This is a genomic window from Synechococcus sp. A10-1-5-1 (assembly GCF_023115425.1).
In the GTDB taxonomy this organism is placed as follows: domain Bacteria; phylum Cyanobacteriota; class Cyanobacteriia; order PCC-6307; family Cyanobiaceae; genus Vulcanococcus.
Genome location: NZ_CP096032.1, coordinates 1,690,242 through 1,715,258, shown reverse-complemented (window position 1 = coordinate 1,715,258; position 25,017 = coordinate 1,690,242). Strand labels below are relative to the sequence as shown.

Genomic DNA, 25,017 nt, shown 5'->3' with positions numbered 1-25,017 from the left:
GACATCCTGCTTGTAAGGCAAATTTGTGTGCAGTTGCCGCAAGGGGTCTCCTAGTCATACCAAGGGCTTTAGGAGATCTGCGTGCTCACGCGTAGGCAGTTTTGAGCCCATTTGCACACGGATTTGCACACAAACGCGCCAAATGCGCACCAAGTGAATCCCGTTAGACAAGCAGGGAGTGTGTGCAATTATTGGCGCACCGAGTCACATATCAATGGCGGACCCCCAAGGGCTGGGCGACGCAATCCGGATGGTGCTGGCTGAGGGTATCCCTGATGGGCCCCATGTCGGCTGCTGGACCGTCTCCAATGCAAGAGAGCGCGTAAGGCTCTGGTACAGGCAGCCGGGCAGCAGCAAGCGGCTGGACTACATGACTGACATTCCTTGGGAGCGCGGCGCCGGCCAGGCCGTCCTCAAGGAGGTCAAGAGTTTCATCACCGAGATGGGGGAGGACACCTCCTTCACCACCGTCAAGGAGCGGAAGAAGAACGCCAAGCGGGTCCGCAAGATCGACGCCAGCTCACTCAGCGCCCAAGAGGGGGAATGGGCCGCGGCATGCAGGGACTACCTCCGCAAGCGCAGCGACCTAAGGGAGACCACCCTCGGGGACTCTCGCAAGGTGATCAAACGGTTCCTTGAGGTGATGGCCTCCAAGCCCGCTCCAGGTGATGGGCCTGCGGTGCTGAAGGCTTACACCGAGATGCACTTGCAGAACACAGCACCAGGCGGTGAGGGGCGCCGCCGGAACCTGCAGGAGCTCTCCGCCTTGCTGCGGCATTGCGTGGAGGACTGCGGGATGCCCTCGCTGTTCTTGGCAACCTCCAAGGAGAAGCGCCGGGAACTGGTGGGCATGGCCGATCGGCAAGCAACCGACATTCAGACTCCGCCTCTGAAGCCAGAGCAGCTCATCCAGTTGCTGGAAGCACTGGAGGCCGACAAGCGATGGGACCTCTACCTCGCGGTGGGGTTGGTGGCCCTGTTTGGCCTGCGCCCTGCTGAGCTGGCGAACCTCCGCTTTGAAGACGGCCAGCTGCGCACCACTGGGGTCAAGCGCAATAGGGCGGACATGAATCGGACTGCCCGCGAACAGGGCCGCGGCAAGGAGCGGATCCTTGAAGCGCTAGAGCCAGTCGAGCTGGAGGGGCTTGGGGACAAGCTCGCCCATCAATGGGCCAGCGGCCTGATCAAGCTCCCCCCGCAGATCCAGACGGCGATTGAGGGATACAAGAAGGGGCAGCACACCTCCAAGCTGGTCGGGAACGCCTTCGCTCAGTACCTGCGCCGGTATCAGCCTTGGCGGTCACTGGTGGCCAGCACTCCAGGCCTGACGCCATACAGCCTGCGCCATGGCTTTGCTTGGCAAGCGCACCTGATGGGGGTGGGCACCCGCTGGGCCTCGAGCCTGATGGGACACGACCACGACACCCATCTCCGGTACTACGGGAACTGGACTGACGAGACCTCGGTCAAGGACGCGGTGGCAGCAGCCAAGCAGCGCCGAACCGCAATGGCAAAGCTTTCCAAGGTGTCGCAGTAACACTCTGTAGCAATCCATTTTGGCGGGGTTGACCCCATCTATCGGGGTGATGTTGATCCCATTTGTTCACCCCTGATCCCATTTGTTCGCCCCTGATCCCATTTGTTCAGGGTCGGCCCCATAACTGAGACTCAACAAGTTCCCTACGCCTCGATATGGCTGAGGGCTACTTATTTGCCTGCATAGCGTTTAGTCATACCTACTCACGCTTATGCAATCGCAACAGGCAGAGCTCTGGTTGCCAACCCCGCAGGCAGCAGAAGCTCTGGGCATTTCCCAAGCCACCCTCAGGCGCGCCAGGGAGTCGCATGGCGGCGTCCTTCGCCCAGGCGTCCACTACGCACGCGGGCTCAGCTGCAACTCGAAGATCACTTGGAACATCGATCGCTGTCGCCAAACCATCCACCGCGCAGGTGAGCAGGCCTACGCCGCCGATCGCGCCATGCGTGAACTGCAAAAGGAGGCGCAGCAATGAGAGCAGCTCTCAAGTTCGAGCACCTTGTCGCTGCCCTCAACTGGGAACGCACCCGCGCCCATTGGTGGAGCAAGCAGGGCTACGTCCGCTATGCCAACGAGTGCCACCACAGAGCTGAAGCACTCGAGCGCCGCCTCTTTGAAGGACCGGAGGTGGAGTGAGCGTCAGACCTCTAAGCGGTGGGCCGCGGCAGTCTCCAGATCAAGCGCCTCTACGAGCAGGTACGGCATCAGACGCGCTACGGAGGCGTATGCCATCCCAATGGCCTCTGGGGTCAGCTTGCCCTCTTCGGGGTGGCTCTGATCCAGGGAGAGACAGAGATCCAGTGCCGCCAAGTTCATCGCGGCGAACTGAGCTTGATCTCTTAGGGCTGACTCGAACTGAGTGGACATTTGGAGGAGGTTGTGGACGGGGTGACTCACCGCCACCTTCAAAGACTAAGAACCCTCCCGAGTCGCACTTCTCTCCTGTTGGGGTTGACCCCGAGTGGTGGATTAGTGCGCCTGTTCCACTCTCTGGCCTAGCCAGACTGAAGAGATCCATCGCCAACAACAAGGCACAAAAAAAGTCGCCTACGGCCTTCCCTCCGCAGACGACTTGGGCTAACAAACCTGAACTCATTGTAATGCAATCAAACCCGCGCCCGGCCGCCCAGGGCACCTCACGTCACCTTGCACATGCCAAGGCAAGACTCGGACTAAACAAGGCACACCAGCACCTCTCGCCGGTCCCGACAACAATCTGGGATGTCCCTATCCCTACCCCACCCGACTGGGACTTCCTCGACGACGAAGAGAAAGAGACTTACAGAACCGCTGCACTGTCCTACGCAATCCGTGAGTTAGCGGACCAGCGCGATCAATCAATCGCGGCATATCTCAACGACCGCATGCACAGGGAGGCTGCCTGATGCAAGACATCGACCTCGGCAAGCCTCCAGAGACGACGGAGGAAATGCTTGCTTACGCCGCCGAGATGCAGAAGCAGCTCACGGCTGCGTTCGATGAAGAAGGCGCCAGGGCATTGATCCCAGTGCTGGCTCAGCTCAGCGCCTTGCTTGCCTTCACGGCGAAGACCACGATCAACCAGCTGCAACAGCTCGGCAGCACTGTTGAGGGGGGCACGGACCTAACGCATCGGCTACTGGACCTCCACAAGGTCCAGACCTACGCCGTTTCACAACGGCTCGAAGACTTGGAGGAGCGCATCTGATGCACCGCTCTGGTCCCAAGTCCCCCTGCCCGGCATGCGGCAGGACGAAGGACACCGACTGCGCATGGGCGCATGACATCATCTTTTGCCACCAAGGCTCAACGAACGGAGTCGGCAATCTCAAGCTCGGCGATGTAATCAAAGCCGACGGCACTGAGTGGGCACTCACCAGCCGCAAGGGCGGGTTCGATGGTGCTGCTGCCGTCTTCCGACCTCACAGGCCCAAGTCTCCTCATCACCGCGTCTACAGCCCACAGGAGCCCGGCACAGTCCGAGCCACTGCTGCTGCAGGTCGCAAAGCACTCCAGGCCTTCTATGCAGCGCACGATCGCGCTTGGGCCATCCCTGACCTTCACTCGCTCACCCCAGAAGAGCTGAGAGAGGCAACCCTCACCATCACCGAAGCAAGGGACCGCGCCACCGTTCTTGGTCGCATGGCCCCGCAGCTGTGGCGTGAGTACCCGGACTTGGCTGAACAGCACCGCGCTCGCTTTGAGGGGTACCGCCGCTCAATCCAAGCCCAATGGGATGACCTGTTCCACTTCCGCACCTACTACCTCGGGGAGGTCATCTGATGGAGGACAGCCTCGACCGTTTTGATGACCTGAACGAACTTGCTGCCTCGTTCGAAAAGGAGAAGCGAGAACGCCACATCCCTCGCCCACCTCTCAAGGCAGTCCCAGAGCACATCTCACCTTGGCAACTCCAAAAGGATCAAGCGCTTGAAGGGACCAATGGCGACCCCCTCCTCACCCATGACGCGCTGTGGATGCTGCTCCTCCTCAAAGCAGAGGAGATCATCAACTCAAGCCGGCGCATCAGCGAGCAGAAGCAAGCGATCAAAGCCGTTGCCAACGATCTTGGTTTCAGGCTCTCCAACGCAGAGATCGCCGAAATCTTCGACCAGCTCGACAACAGCGTCTCGGCCTACGAGCCCGATGTTGAGCCCGGCCAAGAGTTCATTGCTCCAGGCCAGTCATGGTTCCTCGATGAGCTGATCCTTGTCGGCTTGAACCTGCTGGTCGGCATGCCAGGCGCTGGTAAGTCACGCCTGCTGGTTGCCATGGTCCGCGCTGCTCTGACCGGCCAAGAGCAATTCATCGGCCGCGGCATCAACGCAAGCGACTCCAGCTCTGTCTTGATCGTTGGCACTGACCAGGACCGGCAGCAGTGGGGCGCTCTCCTTGAAGAACAGGGATTGGCCTATCTGGTCCGCAGAGAGCAAGTGGAGGGACACGAGAACCTGACCTACCGGCTGCATGACCGGATCCACCTCAAGACCTCTGGAGGCGGTTTCAGGCTCAACCCCGATGGGATGCGTTTCATCCGCAACTGGAACCAGCAACACCCTGGCGGCATCACGATCATCGACAGCCTCTCGGCAGTGCTGCCGCCAGGCATCTCGGAGGCGGATGAGTCAGCCGGACGTCTGATGCGTCAGATCGAGATCGCACGCCAGGGCAACACCTGCATCGTCACTCACCACTGCAACAAGCAATCAGCCATGAGTGGCTCGGTTGGCGTCTACTCCGGTTCAGGTCACGGATCGATCGACCGCGCTGTCTCGCGTCACATCGGCCTTGGATACGAAACCCATGTGGAAGCCGGTCGGGAGAAGCTGCATGAGGAATCCCCACGCCGGGTGATCACCTCTCAGAAACGCGGCGCCATCAACCAGCGAATCATTGTCGAGAACGGCAATGGCAACAGCTGGGACTACATCGGCACCGATGCAGAGGAGCGTGAGCTGCGCCGGCAAGCCAATGAAGGTGACGCCATTGATCGGCTCAAGGGCTGGCAGAAAGCCACCTACGCAGCTCTCACGACGGAATGGCTCACCACCAGCGCCGTATTGGCAGCCCTCCCCCCAGAGAAGCAGTCAACGGCCAGCGCTCCCAAGCAGGTGCAACGCGCCCTTCGCGCCCTTCAGCAGAACGGACTCATCGAAGAGGACCGCCAGAGCATCGGTGAGTGCCGTTGGCGACTCCCCCACACATGAAATAAAAAATAAGTGTTCTTTTTGTACCACCGTTGCGCCGCAAGGGATCTGGCACTGCCCCAAGATTGTTCCAAGAGTGTTCCAAGTGTTCCAAGGAACAAAAGGAACAGTGCTGGAACAGTTCTGGAACACCACCAAAACCCTGTCCCTGACTGGATGGAACAAAAAGAACAGTTCCAACCCACAAAAGAGGGCGCGGAACTCTGCTCCTTCTGAGGCGACGGGGTAGACCCCAGGGGATAAGTCACTGCCCCACTGCCGACTGCCCCACCCCTGCAATAGTGAAAACAGTGGCCACTCATTTGAGTTGGCAGACTGATAGCGATGGCACGAGTGACAGCTGAGGAAAGTGATCGCCGAGTCGATGAGCTCGCGAAGCTCTTGATCGGCGGTAAGCGCACCTCTGAGCTGCTGCTCTTCTGTGCAGAAAACTATGGGGTCCAAAAGCGTCAGGCGGCGGTCTACCTCGCCAAGGCACGGGAGCAGCTGAAGGCCGATATGTCGATCAACCGCCAGGACTTCATTGCCGCGAAGCTGGCCCTGCTCGATGAGGTTCAGCAGAAGAGCTTGAAGAGTAACCAGATGGGCAGCGTGATCGGAAGCATCCGCTTGCAGGCTGAACTGGCGCAAATCCTGGGGTAGCCACCAGTCAATCAAATGGAGACAACGACTTTCATTGAACGTAATAACGATTGCGCCCTAGGCTGACGGCAAACACGGCCGGTATAGTCCAGGCCACACAAATAAAGATACGATTAAACACTGATGTACCTATCACACAATAAATCCTACGATAGACCTTAAATTAACTTGCAAATACCTCACCCCAGGCACCTCATCTAAGCAAGTCTTTCTTGACCTTTGCGATCCTTGAGAAGAGCTCCGCTCTTGTTTGATGCAACAAAAGCTTTGATGCCGCAAAGCGAGCCACCCAAGCAAAGCCAGCCAATTCAAGAAACCTCTCAAATACACCCCCAAGAACAGGAAGGTTGTTAATGGATGTAATACAGCTTATTCCAACTGCAAGAGAGCCTCCAACCAGCAATGACCACATCAATGCCAGAATCACAGGATATGTCTGCCTAATTTCAGAAAAGCCAAATTGCTCAAGAAGCTTTATCCCATGAACAAATTGCTCAAGAGATTTGGCAAAATCGACTTCGTATTCTCTTTCGGTCTCGGAGGATGGCGCCGCAACAAGTTCACCCCCTTCTGCTGGTGCGAGGAAGACAGCCGACTTATTGCCGCCTTGATCATCAAAGGCATCTGTCGCTGATGAATTATCAGGATCCAGAAATGGAATCTCAGACGTTTCCTCGTTAATACTCATACACCCATTGCAATCAAGACATGGGCCAACCAACTCGCGACCAATCAACAGATAGGTATCAGTGAAGGCGCCAAAAGGATTCAACCTAAAACTGGCCTACCCAAGGCAAGGTGGAAAACAAACTTATTGTTCTTTTTGCAAGAACAGAAGCTTTAACCCTTGCACTGATCCAGAAGATGAGCGACCCGTGGTCCTTTAGGCTTCCAGCAAAAGCGGCTTGATTAACCGCTCCAACATGGATTCGAGATCACATTAGTTAAGAAGATTTGCGCACAGCGCGCGGAGGCTTTCCATGTGAAATGCTGCTCGAGAAAGCAGTAATCGCCAGTGCTGCTTTCTCGGGGAAACACCTGATGGTGAAAGTGCAGCTCCCCCTACGCGGCTTCCTCCCCTAGCCCGACCCAGGAGCTGTTACTTCCAGGGCCGACACGACAGTTGCCTGAGTTACTTCCTTCCCTCAGCTCTCAAGGCCAGTTTTCTGCCCGCCCTGGTTTCACCACTGTGGGTTGGTGACCGTCCATCCCTCACTGCGTAACCCATGCCACTGCAGTTGGGCTTGCGAATGACTCATCACATCGTGCCGCTCGACCAGAGGATCAGACCAACCCGCTTTACGCGCTTTTGTGACCTCAGCTCGGCCTAGACCACAACCAGAAAAGCGGGCAACCCTATTGCCGCTCGGGCTCTTAAGCCATTCAGTCATGAAGCTCAGTGGTATCGCGGTTACAGGGAGGGGGCTGGTTCCCTTACAGACCGTTCATGCGCAAACAGGTTTCGAGCGCGACGAGGCCGACCAAGAACGCTGCAGCGAGTAATCCGACTTCTTTGAGTGATCGAGCCATGAGGAGCAAGGCGGATCCAACGACCAGTTCACCAAAGAACCTAAAGGGAGTCTGTAGATCGTGCATATGACTGTGAACTTTCCCACGGCGGAAGGTATTTACTGCTATCGCTTGACGAAACTTCTTGCCGGCGATGCCTCCCGGCCGCTGAGGGCGGACCTGAGGGCCTGTTTCCAGTGAGAGTGGAGGTTGAACGCGAACACGTCACTTCCTCTCAGCGCCCAGCCAGGATCATTGAGGTGGGGGAGCTTGGCACTCCCCCGTCTCGGATCACGGGGAATCACTCGACCGTGTCCTTAGTGGTTATGGCCCTGCTGGCGCTTCTAACGCAAGAGGGGAGGGGGTGACGAGCTTGGTCCTGCTCTCAAGCTTGTGCCGTCCGAGGAATGACGCCCCACTCTTGATCGGCCCCTCCATGCCGGCAGTTCTCTTCAAGTTGTTTGGCTCAGTTCTCTGTCGCTGACATGCCGCCACGTCCTTTGTTCTTCGCAGTGACTGCTGCCTTGCTTGTCGGCTGCACTGGCAGCCCTTGACCCTTGTCGACAGACCAAGACATCCAACGAGTGGTCTGCTTGCAGGATGAGAACGGCTTCACCGACGAGGCCCGCAAGACCTTTGCGTCCGACCAAGGCCAGGGCTGGATCTACTCCAAGCAGGCCCAGCGCCTGTATGCCTTTGATCGCGAGCACAACAAGCTCGCTCCCCTACCACCCTCTTTCCAGCGAGGTGCTGACGACAAGAGGCGTTTCAGTTACACCTTCAGGGACGATGAGCTGCACATCACACCGGTTCCGATCCGCGATGATCAGCGTCTGACCCTGCTGTATGTCATCCCCGACAGCCTGGTCATCAACCTCGGTTCGCTCTCTGGCTTTGTTGAACGCCGGGCGCAGGTCACGAACCTTCCACTGACCTGCCGCTCTTTCCCGGTCACGCAGCAGGTCCTCACTGCCGAGTCCTAGTCGAGGGGCACGGCTTAGGTCCGGCTGGCCTGAATGATTCGGCAGAGGCTGTTGAGTTGCTCCGCCTCCTCGACGTTGTTCGCCGATCCTGCCGCCAGCGTTGGTGAGCCGACCACGATCGAGAGGCATTGCGCCCGGCTCATCGCCACATTTAGGCGGTTGGCCGAGAGCAGGAAACCCAGACCACGCGGCTGCTGGCGAATCGCTCCGATGAAGGAGAAGTCGACCGCCAGCATCATCGGGAAGATCATTCCCCAGATCAGCACCGCGATCGGCAGATTGATCCCTGCTGTCTCCAGGGCCGCAATGCTTGCCGCCGCATCAGGGAACCAAACGCCAAGGCCAACCCCAAACACGATCGCCAGGGCAATCCAGACGGAGAGATGGCGCTCGAACAGACCCATTAATCCATCAAGAAAACTTTATGGATTGACACTACGACCAACGGGTTCCGGACACAGAAGGATGTGCTCTGGACTACATGAACAACTGCCTTAAATAGCGACAAAGCCACCAGCCAAAACGAGATCGCGCTGACTTAGGCCCGAACATGTTGGATTACAAAGCTGTTTGCCTCACGCTGCTTGTTGTACTGGCGGCAATCGACACAGTGATCAACCTTCGAGCTCACCGGAGGCGCTGAAGGAGAGAGTCGATTCCCCCACACTCTTCATCGAACAGGGCTATGAACTCATCAAGGGATGCTGATGCGATGAGCCAGTGGCGACAGGCTCGCTTACAAGAAGCCAAAAGTTATGAACGGAATAAGATCAGACCAAGAAATTTAAAAATTAGCGGATGACAAGCAAGTCTTTGCCTATCCTTATCCGTTTGTTAATCGTCAGTGCCAGACGAAGGTTAGATTTTCAAAGCAAGTGCTTGGCAGAGCAAGACAATGAAAGATCTGTTAAGCATCCGGCAATTATCGGTATCATTTGGGGAAAACAATTTTGCAGTACGTGATATCAGTTTTTCACTCCAAGATGGAGAATTTGTTGTTCTTCTGGGCTCCTCTGGAGCCGGAAAATCAACGCTGCTTCGCTCCCTGAATGTCTTGGTTCAGCCCTGTTCGGGAAGCATCCGAACACGCCACCACGGAGAGATCAGCGCGAGCACCAACCGGCAGCTCCGCGCCCACCGTCGGGACACGGCGATGGTGTTCCAGCAGCACCAGCTGATTGACCGCTTATCCGTGCTCGACAACGTGCTGATGGGTCGCTTGGGACACCACTGTTTCCTGCGTTCACTGCTTCCACTTCCGGAGAGCGATCGCCGAAAAGCCCTCTCAGCACTGGAACGCGTGGGTTTGATCGATAAAGCACTGGCCCGCGTCAAAGACCTCAGCGGCGGCCAGCAGCAGCGCGTCGGAATCGCGCGGGCCCTTGTTCAGGAACCACGTCTGATTCTTGCGGATGAGCCGATCGCCAGTCTGGATCCGGAAAGTTCAGTGCAGATTCTTTCGCTGTTGAAGGACATCTGCAAACGCGACCGGATTGCTGTTCTGGTGAGCCTGCACCAGGTGGAATTCGCACGCCAGTTTGCTGATCGAATCATTGGCATGGCCGCTGGTCGCATCATTTGCGACCAGCACTCCATGACCCTTGAGGAAAGCGAGATTCACGCTCTTTATCGCCACACGCTCGAGGCAGCGGTCACCTAATAAGTCCGCCGTCTCGACTTCAGGCTTGCTCTTCATCTCATCCCCATGTTGTCCCAAGCTGCGCGTTTTTCAGCCGTTGCTTTTGCCTCTGCTGCGATTGTTCTGACTGGTTGCTCCAGCCAAACAACAACTGGTAAGTCTGCCGACTCCAGTGATCCCGACAAGCTGATTGTTGCCCTGCTCCCGGATGAAAATGCCGCAACGGTGATTCAGGACAACCAAGGACTGAAGGATTACCTCAACCAGAAGCTCGGCAAGGAAATTGAACTGGTGGTCACCACCGATTACTCCTCCATGATCGAGGCGGCTCGCAACGACCGTCTCGACCTGGCCTATTTCGGACCGCTCTCCTACGTCCTGGCCAAGAGCAAGAGCGAGATCGAACCGTTCGCCGCTCGGATCAAAGGTGGCACCAAGACCTACCAGTCATGCCTGATCGGCAACACCGAAGCCGGTGTGACCGACTTTGAGGCAATCAAAGGCAAAACCTTTGCCTTTGGAGATCCAGCCTCCACCTCCAGCCGTCTGTTCCCGGAACTGACCCTCAAAGAAAATGGTCTCACCAAGGGTGAGGACTACGAGGGTGTGTTCCTCGGCGCCCACGACGCTGTGGCACTGGCCGTTCAGAACGGCAACGCTCAGGCCGGTGGGGTGGCTTGCCCGATTTTCGAATCACTGAAGAAGAAGGGCAAGATCGACGCCACCAAGGTGACCTTGATCGCCAAATCAGCGCCGATCCCGCAGTACCCCTGGACGATGCGCTCGTCGTTGAAGCCTGAGCTGAAGGACACCATCAGGACCACCTTCATTGAACTGAATGACGAAAGCGTCCTGAAGCCGTTCAAGGCCGATGGGTTCGCCGTGATGAGCGATCAGGACTACGACGGCATCCGCAAGGCGGGTGATCTGCTGGGCCTCGACCTCGGCAAGTTCGTCAACTGAACACGTTCCTCTGTCCCGGTGGTTCCCACCATCGGGACCTTTTTGTTTTTCCGTTATGAGTGCTTCCGTTGATACCCATCGCGCAATTCTTCGGCGCCATGAGCTGCGATGGCGGCAGCAATTCCTCCGTGTGCTGGTGATTCTCACGGCGGTTGTTGGTTCCTTGGCCGTTGTTGGACTGTTTGATCCGAATCGGATCGCCACTGGGGTGCCGGCGATTTTCAACTTGCTTCCAGAGATGTTTCCGCCAGATTTCGCTCGGTGGCCGTTCTGGATCAAGCCTTTGATCGACTCGATGGCGATGAGCATCGCAGGCACCTCCATCGCGGTGTTCTTCTCGCTCCTTCTTTGTTTCTTTGCCGCCCGTAACACCAGCCCCAGCCCAGCGCTCTACGTGATCGCCACGGCAGTGCTCAACGTGACCCGAGCCGTTCCCGAGTTGATTCTCGGCATGATTCTTGTGGCTGCGGTTGGCTTCGGAGCACTGCCTGGAACCCTGGCGCTTGGCCTTCACTCCGTAGGCATGATCGGCAAGTTCTACGCCGAGGCGATCGAACTCTGCGATCAGGAGCCGATCGAAGCCGCCCGCTCATCGGGGGCGTCTGAACTGCAGGTGATCGTTCACAGCATCCTTCCTCAGGTGTTTCCAGCCATGGCGGATGTCACCTTCTACCGCTGGGAATACAACTTCCGGGCTTCGATGGTGGTGGGCGCCGTTGGCGCCGGCGGCATCGGTTTGGAAATCATCAGTGCCCTGCGGATCATGGAGTACCAACAGGTTTCGGCCCTGCTGCTGGTGGTTCTTGTGGTGGTCACAGCGCTCGATTCGATGAGCAATGCCCTGCGGCATTGGATGGTGTAATGACGACCCTCATGAGTCATCAACAGCGGCCCCATCTCGTGGTCACGAACCATGTGCAGGAGGAGGTGATCGACTTCCTCTCCGATTTCGCACGGGTCACCGCCAATCGCAGCCGGGAGCCCTGGAGCCGTCACGCCCTGCTGGAAGCAGCAGCGGACGCCGACGGCCTGCTGGTGTTCATGCCGGATTGCGTCGATGCCGACTTTCTGGATCACTGCCCGCGGCTGCGCTCGATTGCTGGAGCCCTCCGTGGTTTCGACAACTTCGATCTCTCTGCCTGTGATGCCCGGGGCATTCGCTATCAATTCATCCCCAATTTGTTGGCGGCACCAACGGCAGAACTCACCGTTGCGACTCTGATCAGCCTGGCGCGATCCATCCCAGCAGGGGATGCCTTCGTGCGCACAGGCCAGTTCCCTGGATGGCGGCCAAATTTCTACTCGAAGGGAGTGATCAACAGCACGGTTGGCATCGTGGGGATGGGGCAACTCGGCATGGAATTCGCCGAGCGCATGCGGGGCTTTGGCGCAACGCTGCTGTACAGCGATCCCGTTCGTCTTGATCGCCGATCCGAGCAACGTCTTGAGCTGCAGCATGTGCAGTTCAACGACGTGATTGAACGCAGTGATCACCTGGTGCTGATGGTGCCGCTCACGAACGACACGCTGCATCTGATCAATGCGGATGTGTTGGCCCGGTGCAAGCCAGGAGCCGTGCTGGTGAATCCATGCCGTGGCTCTGTGGTGGATGAACAGGCTGTTGTGCGGGCACTGCAATCAGGCCAGCTGGGGGGCTACGGAGCGGATGTTTTTGAGATGGAGGACTGGGCCCGAGAGGACCACCCCGCTTCCATTCCCCAGGGCTTAATCGATCAACGCGATCGCACCGTGCTCACCCCGCACATCGGGTCAGCCGTTCAATCCATCCGCGAAGACATCGCCATGACGGCGGCCCGCAATCTCAAGGCACTTGTTCAGTCCACCCTGATGCCGATCAGATGAGCAACACCACAACCACAACGCACTGGGATCCGAAGGATCTCCTTGAATTCAAAGGGCTTCATCAACAAGACGGCGTCGTCCATGTGCCTGGCTTGGTGGCAAGCGAAGACCTGGCCGAGCTGCTGGCTTGGATTGACGACATCTCCAACGGGTCGACATTGGGCCGCCACTACTTCGAAAGCACAGACCATGGCCGGGTGAAAGCACGAACCGAAGACTTCGCCAAGGATCACCCTCCCCTGCATCAGTTCCTGACCCAAGGACGAGTGCACGATGTGCTCGAAGCCTTGTTTGGCGAACCGCCGGTGTTGTTCAAGGAAAAGATCAACTACAAGCACCCCGGTGCCGCCGGGTACGCCCCCCATCAGGACGCCCCGGCCTACCCGTTTGGCTCGCTGCACATCACGATGCTGCTGGCCTTGGATTCAGCGGATACGAGCAATGGCTGCTTGGAATTCGCCAAAGGGGCCAATCACAACGGGGTGATCGATGTGAATGCCGATGGATGCCTCCCGATTGAGCGGGCAGCTCAACTTGAATGGACGCCGATGCCTGTGGCTGCTGGAGACGCGGTGTTCTTCAACTCCTTTGCACCACACCGCAGCGGCACCAACCGCTCCGATCGTTCCCGCCGCGCGCTGTACGTCACCTACAACGCCAGCTCAGAAGGCGATTTGCGATCGGAGTACTACGACCACAAAAAGAAGGCGCTTGCGGAAGGGCGCGTCAGCTTGATCAACCACTTTCTCGGGGAGGACGTCTCATGACGACTGCACTGGCCGACCACGCCATGGAATGGATGAAATCCATGCAAGCGGCGAGTCGCGAAGAGCGTGTTGATCTGCTCTTCGCCTATCTCAACACCCATGGGCAATCCAGCTACGACCCATCGGTGACGCAGCTGGAACATTCTCTGCAGACAGCGCATCTGGCCCACCAGGAGTCGCAGCAGCCCCACCTGGTGGTGGCATCACTACTTCATGACATCGGCCATCTGATGATCGATGAACACGATGAGCGGAGGGATTTCCTCGATCAAGACTGTGCCCATGAGGCCGTGGCAGCCCGAGCACTCTCGGTGTTCTTCCCCACGCAGGTTGTTGCCCCCGTACAGCGGCATGTCTCAGCCAAGCGGCTGCTGTGCTCCCTCGATGAGTCGTATTACGCAGGGCTATCGGATGCATCGAAACGAAGCTTTGCCGTCCAAGGCGGAGAGCTGAGCCGTTCTGATGCAATACGGCTGTTGGCCTTAGAGGGGATGGACGATGCCATGACACTGCGGCGCTGGGACGACCGGGCCAAGGTTCATGGGGTTGAAGTGCCCGACTTGGATGCCTACAGGCAGATGGTCTTGAACCATCTCCTGTAGAGCAGGATTCAAGCGAGGTCAGCTCCCTGGAAGTTGCACACCATCAAGTCCAGTTGCACAAAAAATCAGGGACAACTCAGGGACATGCCCTTGAGACCTCTTACTGCAACTAAGAGCTAAGTGGCAGGAGCGGCCACCAGGGCCAGCTTTGATCAGAAGCGGCAACCATCGGGCGCGTTAACTGAGCATCACCAAGCTGATGCTCATCACCAACATGCCGGCGGTGACGCCAACCATCATCAGATGATGCTTTGCACCGGTGCGCTGCGCCGCCGGCAGCAGCTCGTCAAAGCAGATGTAGATCATGATTCCGGCGACGCTGGCGAAGACCAGACCGAGGACCACGTCGTTGAGGAACGAGCGGAGAAAGACGTAACCGATGAGCGCTCCGAGCGGTTCCGCCAATCCGGAGGCAAAGGAAATCCAGAAGGCCTGACTGCGGCTACCGGTCGCGTAATAGACGGGGGCTGACACCGCCAACCCCTCAGGAATGTTGTGGATGGCGATGGCAATGGCGATGCCAATGCCAAGCCGGGGCTCAGACAGAGCCGCCACAAAGGTGGCGAGCCCCTCGGGGAAGTTATGGATCGCGATGGCGAGGGCCGAGAACAAGCCCGTTCGCATCAGGGCCGAGGAATCAGACCCTTCCCGCAACGGCAGGATCGCCAGCTCATGGGACGGCAGCAGCCGATCGATCAGCGCCAGCGCCAACATCCCCGCAAAAAACGCCAGGACCGTTACCAAGTAAGCGGTGCTGGTGCCCAGGGCAGGGGTCAGGGACTGACGCGCCTTCGGGAAGATCTCCACGAAGGAGACAAAGATCATCACGCCGGCTGAGAAGCTCAAGGCGGTGGTCAGCAGGCCTGGGCTGAAGCGGCGGCTAAGCACCCCGAGCCAACTGCCGATACCGGTCGATAAACCAGCACCAAGTGTGAGCAAGAAAGCAAAGAGTTCTTGCTCATGCACATTCCACATGACTGACTTAATTCATCGTGCTGAACATCAACGTCAAACTGAGTTCAGTCGATGAGGGCCACCCAGGCAAAGGCCATACCAATACCCATCCAGATTCCCGCAGCAAGCCTTTGGCCGTTTGCACCTAGCCATTCACGCAAACGTGATGCACCCGCACACACAGCAAGAAGCAGAGCACCCTGGCCAACCAGAAGACCAATGAAATAGGTCAACAACGGGGTTGGTTCTGCTCCAACGATCGTGCTGCCGAGCAAAAAGCCATGTAGGCCGACTAGGGGCAGAAGAAGATTGGCCGGGAGCTTGTTCAAGGCAATCAAGCCTTCAAGCACCAAGCTCAAGGAAACAATCGCTTCTGCCCACGGTGCGACTGCATCTGGAAGAGGCACGATCTGGGATGCAAGGCTGCCCAGAAGACCTGTTGCCAGAAGGGGGAGAACCCAAGCTGTTGGCTTGCGAAGGCCAATAAAAGCGATCGCAATCAAAAAGAGCAGGTGGTCGGGTCCAAGCAGGGGATGACCGATTCCGCTCAATAGGCCTTGAAGAGCAGTCAAATTGCTTGAGTCGCCCATTCCAAAGGGATGGTGCGCCAGAGCTGGACTGCAGCTCAGGACGACTGTGGCGCCACAAAAAGCCAGTGCAAGGCCTTAGCGCTGGCCGCGCAAGTCCTTAGTCATTTCGATCCTCGTCGTGTTGAACTGGCGGGCGTTCTGACTGACGGCATCTGTTGAAGCCGCTTCACAGCTGCGGGACAGCGCCGGATTTCCACCGGACTTTCCCCGTTTCCTTCAGCAGCTGATCACCGCTGAAACCAGGCCCGCAACCTACAAGAGAACACCCGCTGATCCCTTGAACTCTTAACGGCGGAACGAAGCGCCGGGTAACCGGGAGAGGACCAGCTGGCCGCTTCGATCAAGAGCGTGCCCAAGCCACTCCCCCGCCTCGCCGCGGCCGAGCGACTCGAACAGTGCGAGGGTCTCCTTACTTGTCCGAACGGTGAGGGCCTTTGATCCCTTGCCCAGCAAATGAATATGGGCACCGTCTTCCAGGGGCTCGATGTCCTGCCAGCGCAAACGGCACAACTCGGTGACGCGACAACCAATCAGGTAGCTGCCTTTGACCATGACGAAGTCGCGCGCGGCTGTCCCACGGCTCTGGCCATCGGCCGCCTTGGCGATCGTGGCCAGCACTATGCCTAACTCGTCATCGGTCAAAGCCTTGGCGAGCTTGGGAGCGTGCAGGGTGGCTCGGCACGGCATCGGGTTTCGGGGAAGTAGCGAGAGGCTGGCTGGCCCCGACCCCAGCCGCCATGAGGAGCTGCTCGCCGGGGTGGAAGTGGTCGACGAGCGCGCCAGAGCAATCGTTCGCGATCTGATCGCTCGAGTGGAACGCCTTGAGGCAGCTCAGTCCGGCAAGGACCCCTTCAGCTGATCAGGCCGCCTCAGGCTCGAAGCGCACCAGGGTCAGCCCATCCAGGCGGTTCCAGACTTTGCAGCGATCGGTGCAGAGCTTGTAGCACCCGTCCTTGACCTACAGCAGGACCTTGGCCTCGCCCCACTGATAAAGCTCAGCGCCAGGCTCGAGCTCGAACGCCTCCCCTGTGTAGGGGTTCTTTCGGGTATCGCTCACGGATGAGGCTCAGGCGTGGGACCTCTCTAAGCGCTCAGAGGGGTGCTCTGGGGGTATCGCTCGGCAACTCCGAACAGACGGGATCAAGAGGCAGGGCCGTGTGCGAAACCCGCTCCGATGCGCACAAAAACGGAGATACCTCCAGCGATCTGCACACGCTTTTGCACACAAATTGATTTAGACAAACTGTGCGCCTGTTCGCAGATACAAAAAGACCCCAGTACTGGACTGGGGTCTGAGCAATGCCCGGTGCCGGGTTCGAACCAGCGACATCCTGCTTGTAAGGCAGGCGCTCTACCGCTGAGCTAACCGGGCGGCTCAGGCATTCTGCAGGGCAGCGCTCACCCCCGGCCATGGCCAGCGGCCAGCAACACGACCGCGCCACCTGTTGGCTGGCTCTGCCCTATGGACTGCTCTGGTGGCCCTGGCTTGGGCCCATCGGGGCCCTCGTCAGCACCCTGGCCTTTTTGATGGGAGGCCTCTGGCTGTCCCCTGATCTGGACACCAACTCGCGGCCCTACCAACGCTGGGGACCACTGCGCTGGCTCTGGTGGCCATACCGCAAGGCCCTGCGGCACCGCTCCGTTCTGTCCCACGCGCCGGTGCTCGGCACCCTGGTGCGCGTCGGCTATCTCATCGGCATCGCCCTGCTGCTGACGGGCCTGGCCCACCCACCTTCGAGCACAGATCTGCTGAGCTGGATGCAGCAGCAATGGAGCCGGCCGGAGCGGTTACTGCTGGTCGCCCTGATCGGGATCGAGGCCAGCGCCTGGCTCCACCTGATCCAGGACGGCGATCCCATGCCGATCCGGTCCAGACGCCAGAAACGCCGATAACAGCGCCTCAATGCGCACAAAAACGCAAAAACCGTACAAAAGCGAACTCACTCGCAAACCCTCCCAACAAAACGAGTCCTAGGAGAGCGCAATATTTCAGTCTGATGATCAATCTCTGCAAAACTAGAGATTAGAAGTGAAAAAGAACCAATCGACAACTGAGAACGTTCAGCCGGATTGCAGCTGTCACCGTGTCACTATTACAATTAATAGCCAGACTTATCACAAGGCACTCAAGCAAGCCGAGCAAGAAGGGAAACCCCTCAGTCAAATCATTGCCGGCATCATTGAACAAAAGCTCATGTCAGACTTACCCGGCAGGCGTGAGTCTAAACGCCTAACGATATCGCTGCCAGATCACACACACTCAGAACTTCTAAAAAGAAAGGACGAAAACATGTCAAGCCTTAGCAGCCTTGTATCATCCATGCTAGATTCTGCTTTTTTTACATCTCAAGACTCCAGTGCATGACCCACACTTAAGTCAGCTCCCTCTCGGTCTTCAGAGCTCAGGTCAATATTTCTCTCTCAATCCTCTCGTCTTAGCCGAAGCCATTCCAGAAGTCTTTAGCCGGGGGAATCACGGCAACCAGCCAACTGTTGAGTTCCCATGTGCTGACTTCTCTCTGACAAGCTTGGGAGACCTGCCAGTAGTGGCGACGAGGCAAACACCCTCGATCATGAATGAAGACGAACCCGGAGGGTCGAGCACGCTGGCGATTTGCCTAGCAGGAGAAGAAGTGGAATACAGCGAGGGAAAGTATAAAACCAAAATCCGACCCAAAAGCGTATTTTTAAATCCAAGGCACGGCGGACTAGTCACCACCGGCTACCTATCAGGCATTTACTGCCAGATTGATCACGAGAGACTGAACAAAATAGTTCGAACAGTCAATCAAAAGAATACGTCGATCAGGCTTGACCAACCCTTGCTATTCGAGCCAAGCGAGCATGGAAAAGAAAGAAGCTTTAGCTCAGACATCAGAGCATTTTTCGCATTCGTAGATTCTCTATTAAAGGAGAGCCAATCTCTTCCTGCCACCCTTTGCTTAGACGACACGATGTACCGAATGCTTGCCCTATCGCTTCTTGGAGATAGAGAAGTGCAAGAGTGCAATCCAATCAACATTAGTCCCAACTGGACATGGAAGCTGGATGAACTAGTTGATTACATCAAAGCCAACAGCCACCTCCCCCTCAGCATCACCGATCTAGAACAGATCAGCAATTATTCAGCCAGGCATCTGCAATATGCATTCAAAGAAAAGCTGAAATGCAGCCCGATGCAATTTCTTAGAAATCAACGACTCTCAAATGCAATGGAGAGACTCCAACGCGGAGAACCAAGCGCCACCGTCATCGGCATCGCCCGCGAGTGCGGATACACAAACAGCCAACAATTTTCAAAAGCTTTTCGAAAACGATTCGGAGTGTCCCCATCCGCAGTCTTAAGGCATGCCAAGGGATAACAGAGATGGATTTCTGCTCGTAGGAGCTGCTTCGATCCTGAAAAGATGGCTTATCTTACGGTGATCCATCCACAAACGTTTCGCACAATCTGAGTTACCAAACTGCGCAACCTGCTGCGATGTTGGCCAAGATATCCGGGAGCCAAGCCATCGCCACCCCGCACGAGCCCAACGCAGCCCTCCATGAGCTGATCGCGGTGGTGGCCAAGCTGCGGGATCCCAACGGGGGCTGCCCCTGGGACCTGGAGCAAACCCACCAGTCCCTCGTTCCCTATGTCCTCGAGGAAGCCCACGAGGTGGCCGACGCCATCCGTCACGGGGATGACGCCCACCTCAAGGAGGAGCTCGGGGATTTGCTGCTGCAGGTGGTCCTCCATGCCCAGATCGCCCAGGAGGAGCAGCGCTTCGACCTCGAGGCCATCGCCCAGGGGATCAGCGAAAAATTGATCCGCCGCCACCCCCACGTCTTTGGCGATGCCGTCGCCGAGGACAGCGACGCGGTGAAGGAGACCTGGGAAGCGATCAAGGCCAGCGAGAAAGGCGAGGCCCCGCCATCCGCCAGCCCGCTGAGCGATCGCCTGACCGGCAAGGTGCGCGGGCAACCCGCCCTGGCCGGAGCAATGACCATCTCTAAGAAGGCCGCTAAGGCCGGCTTCGAGTGGGACGACATGGAGGGGGTCTGGGAGAAGGTTCACGAGGAGCTCAATGAGCTCAAGGAAGCCGTGGCCTCAGGCGACAAGGCCCACGCCCAGGAGGAACTCGGCGATGTCCTCTTCACCCTGGTCAACGTGGCCCGCTGGTGCGGCATTGACCCCGAATCCGGCCTGGCCGGCACCAACCAGCGCTTTCTCGATCGCTTCTCAAGGGTCGAGGCCGCCCTGGGCGGCGACCTTCAAGGGCGCAGCATCCGAGAGCTGGAGGCCCTTTGGCAGCAGGCCAAGGCCCAGATCCGCAACGAACAGCAGGGTGCGGTCTGAACAGAAAACCGTTTCTAGCTTGAGGATCCCGCGCTGAACCCCGATGGGTTTTCGCTACCTCGATCGCCTAGCCAGCCCTGAGCAAATCCAAGGCTTCCTGGGCCTGATGGACCTGGCGGCTGGCGGTGGGGACTCCGCGCAGAACGTCTTTGAGCTCTCCCACCGACTGCGGGACTCCAACCCGATGCAGCTCTGCCGCAAGCGCCTCGCCCGGCACCCCGAAGCCCAGCAGCTGATCAAGAACCGGCAGCTGAGCGGTCCCTATGACGCTGCCGCCCTCAAGGCCCTCCCCAAGGGAAGCCTGGGGCACACCTACGCCACGGTGCTAGGCGCCATGGGCTACGACATCAACTTCTTCCCGGAGCCCAGCTTTTTCGGGAACCTCGAGACCGACGCGGACTACATCAACTACCGGGTCTACGCGACCCACGACCTGCACCACATCCTCACGGGATTCAGCCTGGACAACTTCGGCGAATTGGGGGTGATCAGCGTCAGCGTCGCCCAGTTCTCCCACCCCGGACTGGCCTTCACCGACCTGATGGCCCTGCTGCTCAATTGGTTCCGCGATGACACCCCTGTCGATGAACTCGAGACCCACGCCGAGCGGACCCACACCGCGGCCTACGCCTTTGGCCGCATCAGTGAAGGGCTGGAGATGGGGGCCAATGCCAAGCCTCTGTTTGCTCAACCCTGGGAGCAACTGATGGAGCGCAACCTCGCTGAGCTGCGCCAGGAGCTGCAGCTCGAAGCCGTGACCAGCGGCCCCTGGAGCTGGAGCAGCAACCCAGAGATCAGTGCAGCCCTAGAGGCTTGAGATGGTGCGCATCGCGATCTCGGGCTCCCATTCACTCGGCAAGAGCACCTTTGTGCATGACTGGGTTCATCAACACCCTGAGTACATCCGCGAAGAAGAGCCCTATCGGGCCTTACGCGATTGGTACGCCATCGAATTCAAAGACGGTTCCACGCGGCTCCACAACGGGATCCAGCTGCACTACAACGCCAGCCGGGTTAATCGCTATCACGACAGCCAAGACAACGTGATCTTTGATCGCGCACCGGTCGACTACATCGCCTATTCGCAGTACACCGCCAATCAAGGCACCACAGACATCTGCGATGCCTTTGTGGACGCACTGGTGCCCACCGTTCGAGACAGCCTGAGGTTCCTAGACGTTCTGGTTTTCATTCCGATCAGTGAGCAGTGGCCGATCGCAATGGAAGACGACGGCATCCGCCCTGTGGACCTGGCCTACCGCGACGAGGTGGATGAACTCTTCAAGCAGATCTACCGCCAACAGCGTTGGCAGGTCATGCCGACAGAACAGGTGCCGCTGCTGGTGGAGCTCTCCGGATCAAGAGCTGATCGCGTGAAGCAACTGGAAGACACCATCCAGAACTGGTCAGCCGCGCATGGGGAAGGGTTGAGCCCTCCAATGCAGACCATGACCGCGTGACGTCGATGGCAACACCAGCAAGCCTGATCGCCTTAGAGGAACACTTCGCCGCGCCTGGTCTTCTGCCGGAGGCCACGGAGGTGTCGTTCTTCGACCCAGACCAACTGGTCGCGATCGAACGCCTCCTGCCCGAGCTGGCCGAAGAACGGCTGAGGGCCATGGATGAGGCCGGCATCCAGATCGCAGTGCTCTCGCAAACCGCACCGGGCGTGCAAGGCATCCACAACACCAGCGAGGCCGTGACCTGCGCACACCAAGCCAACAACCACCTTCAGCGCAGCCTCGAGCTGCACCCCAAGCGCTTTCGCGGCTTCGCCGCCCTGGCCTTACAGGACGTGGATGCCGCCTGCGCGGAGCTCAGTCGCTGCGTAGAAGAGCTGGGTTTTGTGGGCGCTCTGGTGAATGGATGCAGCCAGCAACGCTTTCTCGACGACAGCGGCTTTGCCCCCTTCTGGAGAACACTGGAGCGCCTCAAGGTGCCGCTGTATCTCCACCCGGGCATCCCAGCGGAGTCACCGCGCAGCCGCCTACCCCAACTGGAGGGAGCCACCTGGGCCTGGACTGCGGATACAGCCGAACATGCCCTGCGGCTTGTGGTGAGTGGCGTGTTCGAACGTCACCCCGATGCCCAGGTGATTCTTGGCCACATGGGGGAAACCCTGCCCTTCTTGCTCTGGCGGCTCGACAGCCGTTTCGCGGTGACCCGCTACGCCAGCCAACTGCAAGGGCGTCCCTCCGAGGTCATCCGCCGCCACATTCACATCACCACCTCCGGGGTCTGTGATCCGGCACCGCTCCGCTGTGCAATCGAGACCATGGGAATCGATCGGGTGCTGTTTGCCACGGACTACCCCTATGAAGACATCGCTCTAGCGGGACGCTGGATCCAGAACACGCCCCTAAGCGCGTCTGAACGCGAGGCGATCGGCTACCAGAACGCCAGACAACTGCTGAAGCTGAACACCTGATCAACCCTTGGGCAGCTGCGGACCGGCGGTGCGCAAATCTGGAGATATCTCACCACGCCTCCGTGATGGCCGACAGTGCCGCTCCCGCTCCAACCCCTGGCTGGGTGGACGAGATTTTTGACGGTGTTCGCTACGGCCTCGCTGGTCGGGTCCTTGCCGAAGCGCAATCCCCCTTCCAAAAGGTCACCATCATCGAGAGCGAGCGCTACGGCAAAGGCCTGCTGCTCGACGGCTGCTGGATGACCGCGGAGCGCCAGGAGCGGCACTACCACGAGTCGATCGTGCACCCCGCCCTCTGCAGCGCCGCCTCGGTGGAGCGGGTGTTGGTGATTGGCGGTGGCGACGGCGGGACCGCCCGCGAGTGCCTGCGCCACCCCGGGGTTCAGCACCTCGACATGGTGGAAATCGATGGGCTGGTAGTGGAGTGGAGCCAGCAGCACCTGCCCTCCATCGGTGGAGGCTGCTGGAGTGATCCCCGCTTCCGGCTGACCGTGGGCGACGGGATCGCCTGGGCCGCCAACGCTGCAGCGGCCAGCTATGACGTCGTGATCGTCGATGGCTCGGATCCCGCTGGCCCCGCCGAAGGCCTGTTCAATCGGGCCTTCTTTGAGCAGTGCCGCCGCATCCTTAAACCGGGCGGCGTCTTCGCCACCCAGAGCGAATCGCCGGAGGCCTTCCGCCAGGTCCACATCGACACCGTGAAGGTGATCCGCGAGGTCTTTGGCCACGCCGACCCGATGTACGGCTGGGTGCCGATGTACCCCAGTGGTTGGTGGAGTTGGACCTTCGCGGCCATCGACGGCCGCCGGTATCTGGAGCCTGATCCCTCCCGTGCCGCGGCCGTGGTCGATGGCTGTGAGATCTGGAGCCCCCGCTGGCAGCGCGGCGCCTTTGACGCCATCCCCGCCGCAATCGAACGCGCGATCAAGGCATGAACCACCTATTTGACAACGACGGCGCCATCTATATGGGCAGCCAACGGGATCCCGCCGGCTGCCGGGTGGGCCTGTTTGGGGTGCCCTACGACGGCACCACCTCCTTCCGGCCTGGCACCCGCTTTGGTCCAGCCGCCATCCGCGAGGTCAGCCCAGGCCTGGAGAGCTACTGCCCGCAGCTCGATCGCGATCTTGAGGAACTGGCCATTGCCGACCTCGGTGCGGTGGACATCCCCTTCGGCGCCCCCGAGCCGGTGGTCGCCGCCGTGAAGCAGGCCACTGAGGCGGTCCTCGGCCTGGGTCTCAAACCGCTGATGCTCGGCGGAGAGCACTCGATCAGCTCTGGAGCAGTTGCCGCCGTGGCCGAGCAGCATCCTGAGCTGGTGCTGGTGCAACTCGACGCCCACGCGGACCTGCGCCACGACTGGCTGGGGGCCAACCACAGCCATGCCTGCGCCATGCGCCGCTGCCTGGAGGTCCTTCCCAGCCAGCACCTCCTGCAGATCGCCATCCGCAGCGGCACCCGCGAGGAATTTTCAGAGCTGCGTCAAACCGGGCGCCTGGTAGCGATCGAGCGGATGGCCGAGGCGCTGAAGCCCCTGCGCGGCAAGCCGCTCTATCTCACGGTGGATCTGGACTGGTTTGATCCCGCCGTAATGGCTGGCACAGGCACCCCAGAACCGGGGGGATTCCTCTGGAGCGACTTCGCGGTTCTCGTGGATGAACTCCGTCACCACAACCTGGTGGCCGCCGACGTGGTGGAACTGGCGCCGATGCTCGATCCCACCGGGGTCAGCAGCGTCCTGGCCGCCAAGGTGGTCCGCAGCCTGCTGTTCCTGTTGGATCGCTGATTCAGTAGGCGCAGGTGCCGCTGGAGCGCTGCTCCCGCAGGCGCTCATGCTGCTGGGCGATCAACTGCACCGCCAGGGTGGGGTGGTTGTGCAGCAGGTTGAAGAAGCGCAGGCGATCGAGCTTGACCAATTCCACCGGGGTACGGGCGACGGCGTCATTGCGATAGACCCCGTCTTTCCAGACGATGTCCTCGTAGCTGAACAGTTCCCCGGGGCGGCAGCAAAGCTTGTCGCCCTTGGAATCAATCACCTCGACGATCCCGCGGCGAACCCCATAGATGGCGTTCGCGGTCTGTCCGCTGCTGAAGATGGCCGCACCCGTCGGGAAGGAGAGGGTCTCGCAGTCCACCTGGGCGGACATCAACTCAATGGGGGTAGCGACGGTGGAAGTGACCATGGACCTCAAACCTCCCGTACCCCATCTCGATGGCGTCAGCTTGACACCTTCAGCCGAGCCAGCCAGGACGCCTAGAGAACAAAAGCCAATAAAAAGCGGATCTTTGGCTTTGCTTCAGCTTTCAAGCACGTCCGCCAGGGCCAGCTGCCGGTCGCGCACCGCCGGCTGCAGACCATCCCCTTGACCCACCACGGGAAGACGCGGCGGCCGAGCGGTCCAGTGGTGGCACCACAACTCCCCCGCCAGCTCCGGATGAATCGGCAGCTTGCGCAGACGGCACCAACCCAACTCCACCCCCTTAGGGGAGGCGCAGTGGCGGCAACTTCTGCAGC

The 25,017-nt window shown here is 59.0% G+C and carries 31 protein-coding genes, 1 tRNA gene and 1 riboswitch; of the genes, 23 read left to right on the top strand and 9 right to left on the bottom strand.

What is annotated here, in order from left to right:
• The first annotated feature begins 370 nt into the window (after nucleotides 1-370).
• From MY494_RS09220 to MY494_RS09210, 3 genes are all read left to right on the top strand, one after another.
• A complete protein-coding gene (locus tag MY494_RS09220; protein ID WP_247909958.1) occupies nucleotides 371-1,537 on the top strand; it encodes a tyrosine-type recombinase/integrase in 1,167 nt (388 codons plus the stop codon).
• A gap of 211 nt (nucleotides 1,538-1,748) precedes the next feature.
• On the top strand, nucleotides 1,749-2,012 hold the full coding sequence (locus MY494_RS09215) for a hypothetical protein (protein WP_247909957.1): 264 nt from the start codon (nucleotides 1,749-1,751) through the stop codon (nucleotides 2,010-2,012).
• Nucleotides 2,009-2,173, top strand: coding sequence for a hypothetical protein (locus MY494_RS09210; protein ID WP_247909956.1), 165 nt, complete (start codon nucleotides 2,009-2,011; stop codon nucleotides 2,171-2,173). The genes MY494_RS09215 and MY494_RS09210 overlap by 4 nt, the downstream gene beginning before the upstream one ends.
• A gap of 3 nt (nucleotides 2,174-2,176) precedes the next feature.
• On the opposite strand, the gene MY494_RS09205 is transcribed toward MY494_RS09210, so the two are convergent.
• A complete protein-coding gene (locus tag MY494_RS09205; protein ID WP_247909955.1) occupies nucleotides 2,177-2,404 on the bottom strand; it encodes a hypothetical protein in 228 nt (75 codons plus the stop codon).
• Nucleotides 2,405-2,921: 517 nt separating this feature from the next.
• On the opposite strand from MY494_RS09205, the gene MY494_RS09200 reads away from it, so the two are divergent.
• The 4 genes from MY494_RS09200 to MY494_RS09185 all read left to right on the top strand — a co-directional run bounded on the left by MY494_RS09200 (nucleotide 2,922) and on the right by MY494_RS09185 (nucleotide 5,865).
• Nucleotides 2,922-3,224 carry a hypothetical protein gene (locus MY494_RS09200; protein WP_247909954.1) on the top strand — a complete coding sequence of 101 codons (303 nt, stop codon included), beginning with the start codon at nucleotides 2,922-2,924 and terminating at the stop codon, nucleotides 3,222-3,224.
• Nucleotides 3,225-3,658: 434 nt separating this feature from the next.
• A complete protein-coding gene (locus tag MY494_RS09195) occupies nucleotides 3,659-3,799 on the top strand; it encodes a hypothetical protein (protein ID WP_247909953.1) in 141 nt (46 codons plus the stop codon).
• Complete coding sequence (locus MY494_RS09190) at nucleotides 3,799-5,223, top strand: AAA family ATPase (RefSeq protein ID WP_247909952.1); 1,425 nt, start codon at nucleotides 3,799-3,801, stop codon at nucleotides 5,221-5,223. The genes MY494_RS09195 and MY494_RS09190 overlap by 1 nt, the downstream gene beginning before the upstream one ends.
• Before the next feature lie 333 nt (nucleotides 5,224-5,556).
• Entirely contained in the window at nucleotides 5,557-5,865 is a 309-nt protein-coding gene (locus tag MY494_RS09185) for a hypothetical protein (protein ID WP_247909951.1), read from the top strand.
• Nucleotides 5,866-6,058: 193 nt separating this feature from the next.
• Here MY494_RS09185 and MY494_RS09180 read toward each other — a convergent pair whose 3' ends face one another.
• The gene (locus tag MY494_RS09180; protein WP_247909950.1) at nucleotides 6,059-6,637 is read right to left on the bottom strand and encodes a CAAD domain-containing protein; all 579 of its coding nucleotides are present in this window, start codon (nucleotides 6,635-6,637) and stop codon (nucleotides 6,059-6,061) included.
• A gap of 1,294 nt (nucleotides 6,638-7,931) precedes the next feature.
• Between MY494_RS09180 and MY494_RS09175 the strand changes: the two genes are divergently transcribed.
• Complete coding sequence (locus MY494_RS09175; RefSeq protein ID WP_247909949.1) at nucleotides 7,932-8,357, top strand: hypothetical protein; 426 nt, start codon at nucleotides 7,932-7,934, stop codon at nucleotides 8,355-8,357.
• A gap of 14 nt (nucleotides 8,358-8,371) precedes the next feature.
• Here the strand turns inward: MY494_RS09175 and MY494_RS09170 are convergent, their stop codons facing one another.
• Nucleotides 8,372-8,761, bottom strand: a complete 390-nt coding sequence (locus MY494_RS09170; RefSeq protein WP_247909948.1) for an arsenic resistance protein — start codon at nucleotides 8,759-8,761, stop codon at nucleotides 8,372-8,374.
• A gap of 491 nt (nucleotides 8,762-9,252) precedes the next feature.
• On the opposite strand from MY494_RS09170, the gene phnC reads away from it, so the two are divergent.
• The 6 genes from phnC to MY494_RS09140 are packed head-to-tail and all read left to right on the top strand — an operon-like array spanning nucleotide 9,253 to nucleotide 14,191.
• Nucleotides 9,253-10,017 (top strand): phosphonate ABC transporter ATP-binding protein, encoded by a 765-nt coding sequence (gene phnC, locus MY494_RS09165; RefSeq protein ID WP_247909947.1) that lies wholly within the window; start codon nucleotides 9,253-9,255, stop codon nucleotides 10,015-10,017.
• Nucleotides 10,018-10,062: 45 nt separating this feature from the next.
• Nucleotides 10,063-10,959 carry a phosphate/phosphite/phosphonate ABC transporter substrate-binding protein gene (gene phnD / locus MY494_RS09160; RefSeq protein ID WP_247909946.1) on the top strand — a complete coding sequence of 299 codons (897 nt, stop codon included), beginning with the start codon at nucleotides 10,063-10,065 and terminating at the stop codon, nucleotides 10,957-10,959.
• 55 nt (nucleotides 10,960-11,014) lie between these two features.
• Nucleotides 11,015-11,821 (top strand): phosphonate ABC transporter, permease protein PhnE, encoded by an 807-nt coding sequence (gene phnE / locus MY494_RS09155; protein WP_247909945.1) that lies wholly within the window; start codon nucleotides 11,015-11,017, stop codon nucleotides 11,819-11,821.
• On the top strand, nucleotides 11,821-12,822 hold the full coding sequence (locus MY494_RS09150; protein WP_247909944.1) for a phosphonate dehydrogenase: 1,002 nt from the start codon (nucleotides 11,821-11,823) through the stop codon (nucleotides 12,820-12,822). The genes phnE and MY494_RS09150 overlap by 1 nt, the downstream gene beginning before the upstream one ends.
• Nucleotides 12,819-13,589, top strand: a complete 771-nt coding sequence (locus MY494_RS09145) for a phytanoyl-CoA dioxygenase family protein (RefSeq protein WP_247909943.1) — start codon at nucleotides 12,819-12,821, stop codon at nucleotides 13,587-13,589. The genes MY494_RS09150 and MY494_RS09145 overlap by 4 nt, the downstream gene beginning before the upstream one ends.
• Nucleotides 13,586-14,191 carry an HD domain-containing protein gene (locus MY494_RS09140; protein WP_247909942.1) on the top strand — a complete coding sequence of 202 codons (606 nt, stop codon included), beginning with the start codon at nucleotides 13,586-13,588 and terminating at the stop codon, nucleotides 14,189-14,191. The genes MY494_RS09145 and MY494_RS09140 overlap by 4 nt, the downstream gene beginning before the upstream one ends.
• 177 nt (nucleotides 14,192-14,368) lie before the next feature.
• On the opposite strand, the gene zupT is transcribed toward MY494_RS09140, so the two are convergent.
• From zupT to MY494_RS09125, 3 genes are all read right to left on the bottom strand, one after another.
• On the bottom strand, nucleotides 14,369-15,157 hold the full coding sequence (gene zupT, locus MY494_RS09135) for a zinc transporter ZupT (RefSeq protein ID WP_247909941.1): 789 nt from the start codon (nucleotides 15,155-15,157) through the stop codon (nucleotides 14,369-14,371).
• 53 nt (nucleotides 15,158-15,210) lie between these two features.
• On the bottom strand, nucleotides 15,211-15,735 hold the full coding sequence (locus MY494_RS09130; protein WP_247909940.1) for a HupE/UreJ family protein: 525 nt from the start codon (nucleotides 15,733-15,735) through the stop codon (nucleotides 15,211-15,213).
• Nucleotides 15,736-15,845: 110 nt separating this feature from the next.
• A riboswitch (cobalamin riboswitch) is annotated at nucleotides 15,846-15,994 on the bottom strand.
• Nucleotides 15,995-16,020: 26 nt separating this feature from the next.
• Complete coding sequence (locus tag MY494_RS09125) at nucleotides 16,021-16,422, bottom strand: tyrosine-type recombinase/integrase (RefSeq protein ID WP_247909939.1); 402 nt, start codon at nucleotides 16,420-16,422, stop codon at nucleotides 16,021-16,023.
• On the opposite strand from MY494_RS09125, the gene MY494_RS09120 reads away from it, so the two are divergent.
• Nucleotides 16,406-16,594: a hypothetical protein gene (locus MY494_RS09120; RefSeq protein WP_247909938.1), complete on the top strand. Its 189-nt coding sequence runs from the start codon at nucleotides 16,406-16,408 to the stop codon at nucleotides 16,592-16,594. The genes MY494_RS09125 and MY494_RS09120 overlap by 17 nt on opposite strands.
• A 441-nt stretch (nucleotides 16,595-17,035) precedes the next feature.
• Here MY494_RS09120 and MY494_RS09115 read toward each other — a convergent pair.
• Nucleotides 17,036-17,107, bottom strand: a tRNA-Val gene (locus MY494_RS09115).
• 38 nt (nucleotides 17,108-17,145) lie between these two features.
• Here MY494_RS09115 and MY494_RS09110 point away from each other — a divergent pair.
• The 8 genes from MY494_RS09110 (at nucleotide 17,146) to speB (ending at nucleotide 24,288) form a co-directional block, all read left to right on the top strand.
• Nucleotides 17,146-17,628 carry a metal-binding protein gene (locus MY494_RS09110; RefSeq protein WP_247909937.1) on the top strand — a complete coding sequence of 161 codons (483 nt, stop codon included), beginning with the start codon at nucleotides 17,146-17,148 and terminating at the stop codon, nucleotides 17,626-17,628.
• 680 nt (nucleotides 17,629-18,308) lie between these two features.
• Entirely contained in the window at nucleotides 18,309-19,097 is a 789-nt protein-coding gene (locus MY494_RS09105) for a helix-turn-helix transcriptional regulator (protein WP_247909936.1), read from the top strand.
• A 119-nt stretch (nucleotides 19,098-19,216) separates the two neighbouring features.
• Nucleotides 19,217-20,074, top strand: coding sequence for a nucleoside triphosphate pyrophosphohydrolase (mazG, locus tag MY494_RS09100; RefSeq protein ID WP_247909935.1), 858 nt, complete (start codon nucleotides 19,217-19,219; stop codon nucleotides 20,072-20,074).
• 43 nt (nucleotides 20,075-20,117) lie between these two features.
• Nucleotides 20,118-20,891, top strand: coding sequence for a Coq4 family protein (locus MY494_RS09095; RefSeq protein ID WP_247909934.1), 774 nt, complete (start codon nucleotides 20,118-20,120; stop codon nucleotides 20,889-20,891).
• Between the two features lies 1 nt (nucleotide 20,892).
• The gene (locus MY494_RS09090) at nucleotides 20,893-21,534 is read left to right on the top strand and encodes an AAA family ATPase (RefSeq protein WP_247909933.1); all 642 of its coding nucleotides are present in this window, start codon (nucleotides 20,893-20,895) and stop codon (nucleotides 21,532-21,534) included.
• A 5-nt stretch (nucleotides 21,535-21,539) separates the two neighbouring features.
• Nucleotides 21,540-22,502, top strand: a complete 963-nt coding sequence (locus tag MY494_RS09085; protein WP_247909932.1) for an amidohydrolase family protein — start codon at nucleotides 21,540-21,542, stop codon at nucleotides 22,500-22,502.
• Nucleotides 22,503-22,567: 65 nt separating this feature from the next.
• Nucleotides 22,568-23,437: a polyamine aminopropyltransferase gene (speE, locus tag MY494_RS09080; RefSeq protein ID WP_247909931.1), complete on the top strand. Its 870-nt coding sequence runs from the start codon at nucleotides 22,568-22,570 to the stop codon at nucleotides 23,435-23,437.
• Nucleotides 23,434-24,288: an agmatinase gene (speB, locus tag MY494_RS09075; RefSeq protein ID WP_247909930.1), complete on the top strand. Its 855-nt coding sequence runs from the start codon at nucleotides 23,434-23,436 to the stop codon at nucleotides 24,286-24,288. Before speE ends, speB begins: the two co-directional genes overlap by 4 nt.
• A gap of 1 nt (nucleotide 24,289) precedes the next feature.
• Here speB and MY494_RS09070 read toward each other — a convergent pair whose 3' ends face one another.
• Both MY494_RS09070 and MY494_RS09065 read right to left on the bottom strand, forming a co-directional pair.
• The gene (locus MY494_RS09070) at nucleotides 24,290-24,649 is read right to left on the bottom strand and encodes a Crp/Fnr family transcriptional regulator (protein ID WP_247909929.1); all 360 of its coding nucleotides are present in this window, start codon (nucleotides 24,647-24,649) and stop codon (nucleotides 24,290-24,292) included.
• 150 nt (nucleotides 24,650-24,799) lie between these two features.
• Nucleotides 24,800-24,979, bottom strand: a complete 180-nt coding sequence (locus tag MY494_RS09065) for a hypothetical protein (RefSeq protein WP_247909928.1) — start codon at nucleotides 24,977-24,979, stop codon at nucleotides 24,800-24,802.
• Nucleotides 24,980-25,017: the final 38 nt, after the last annotated feature.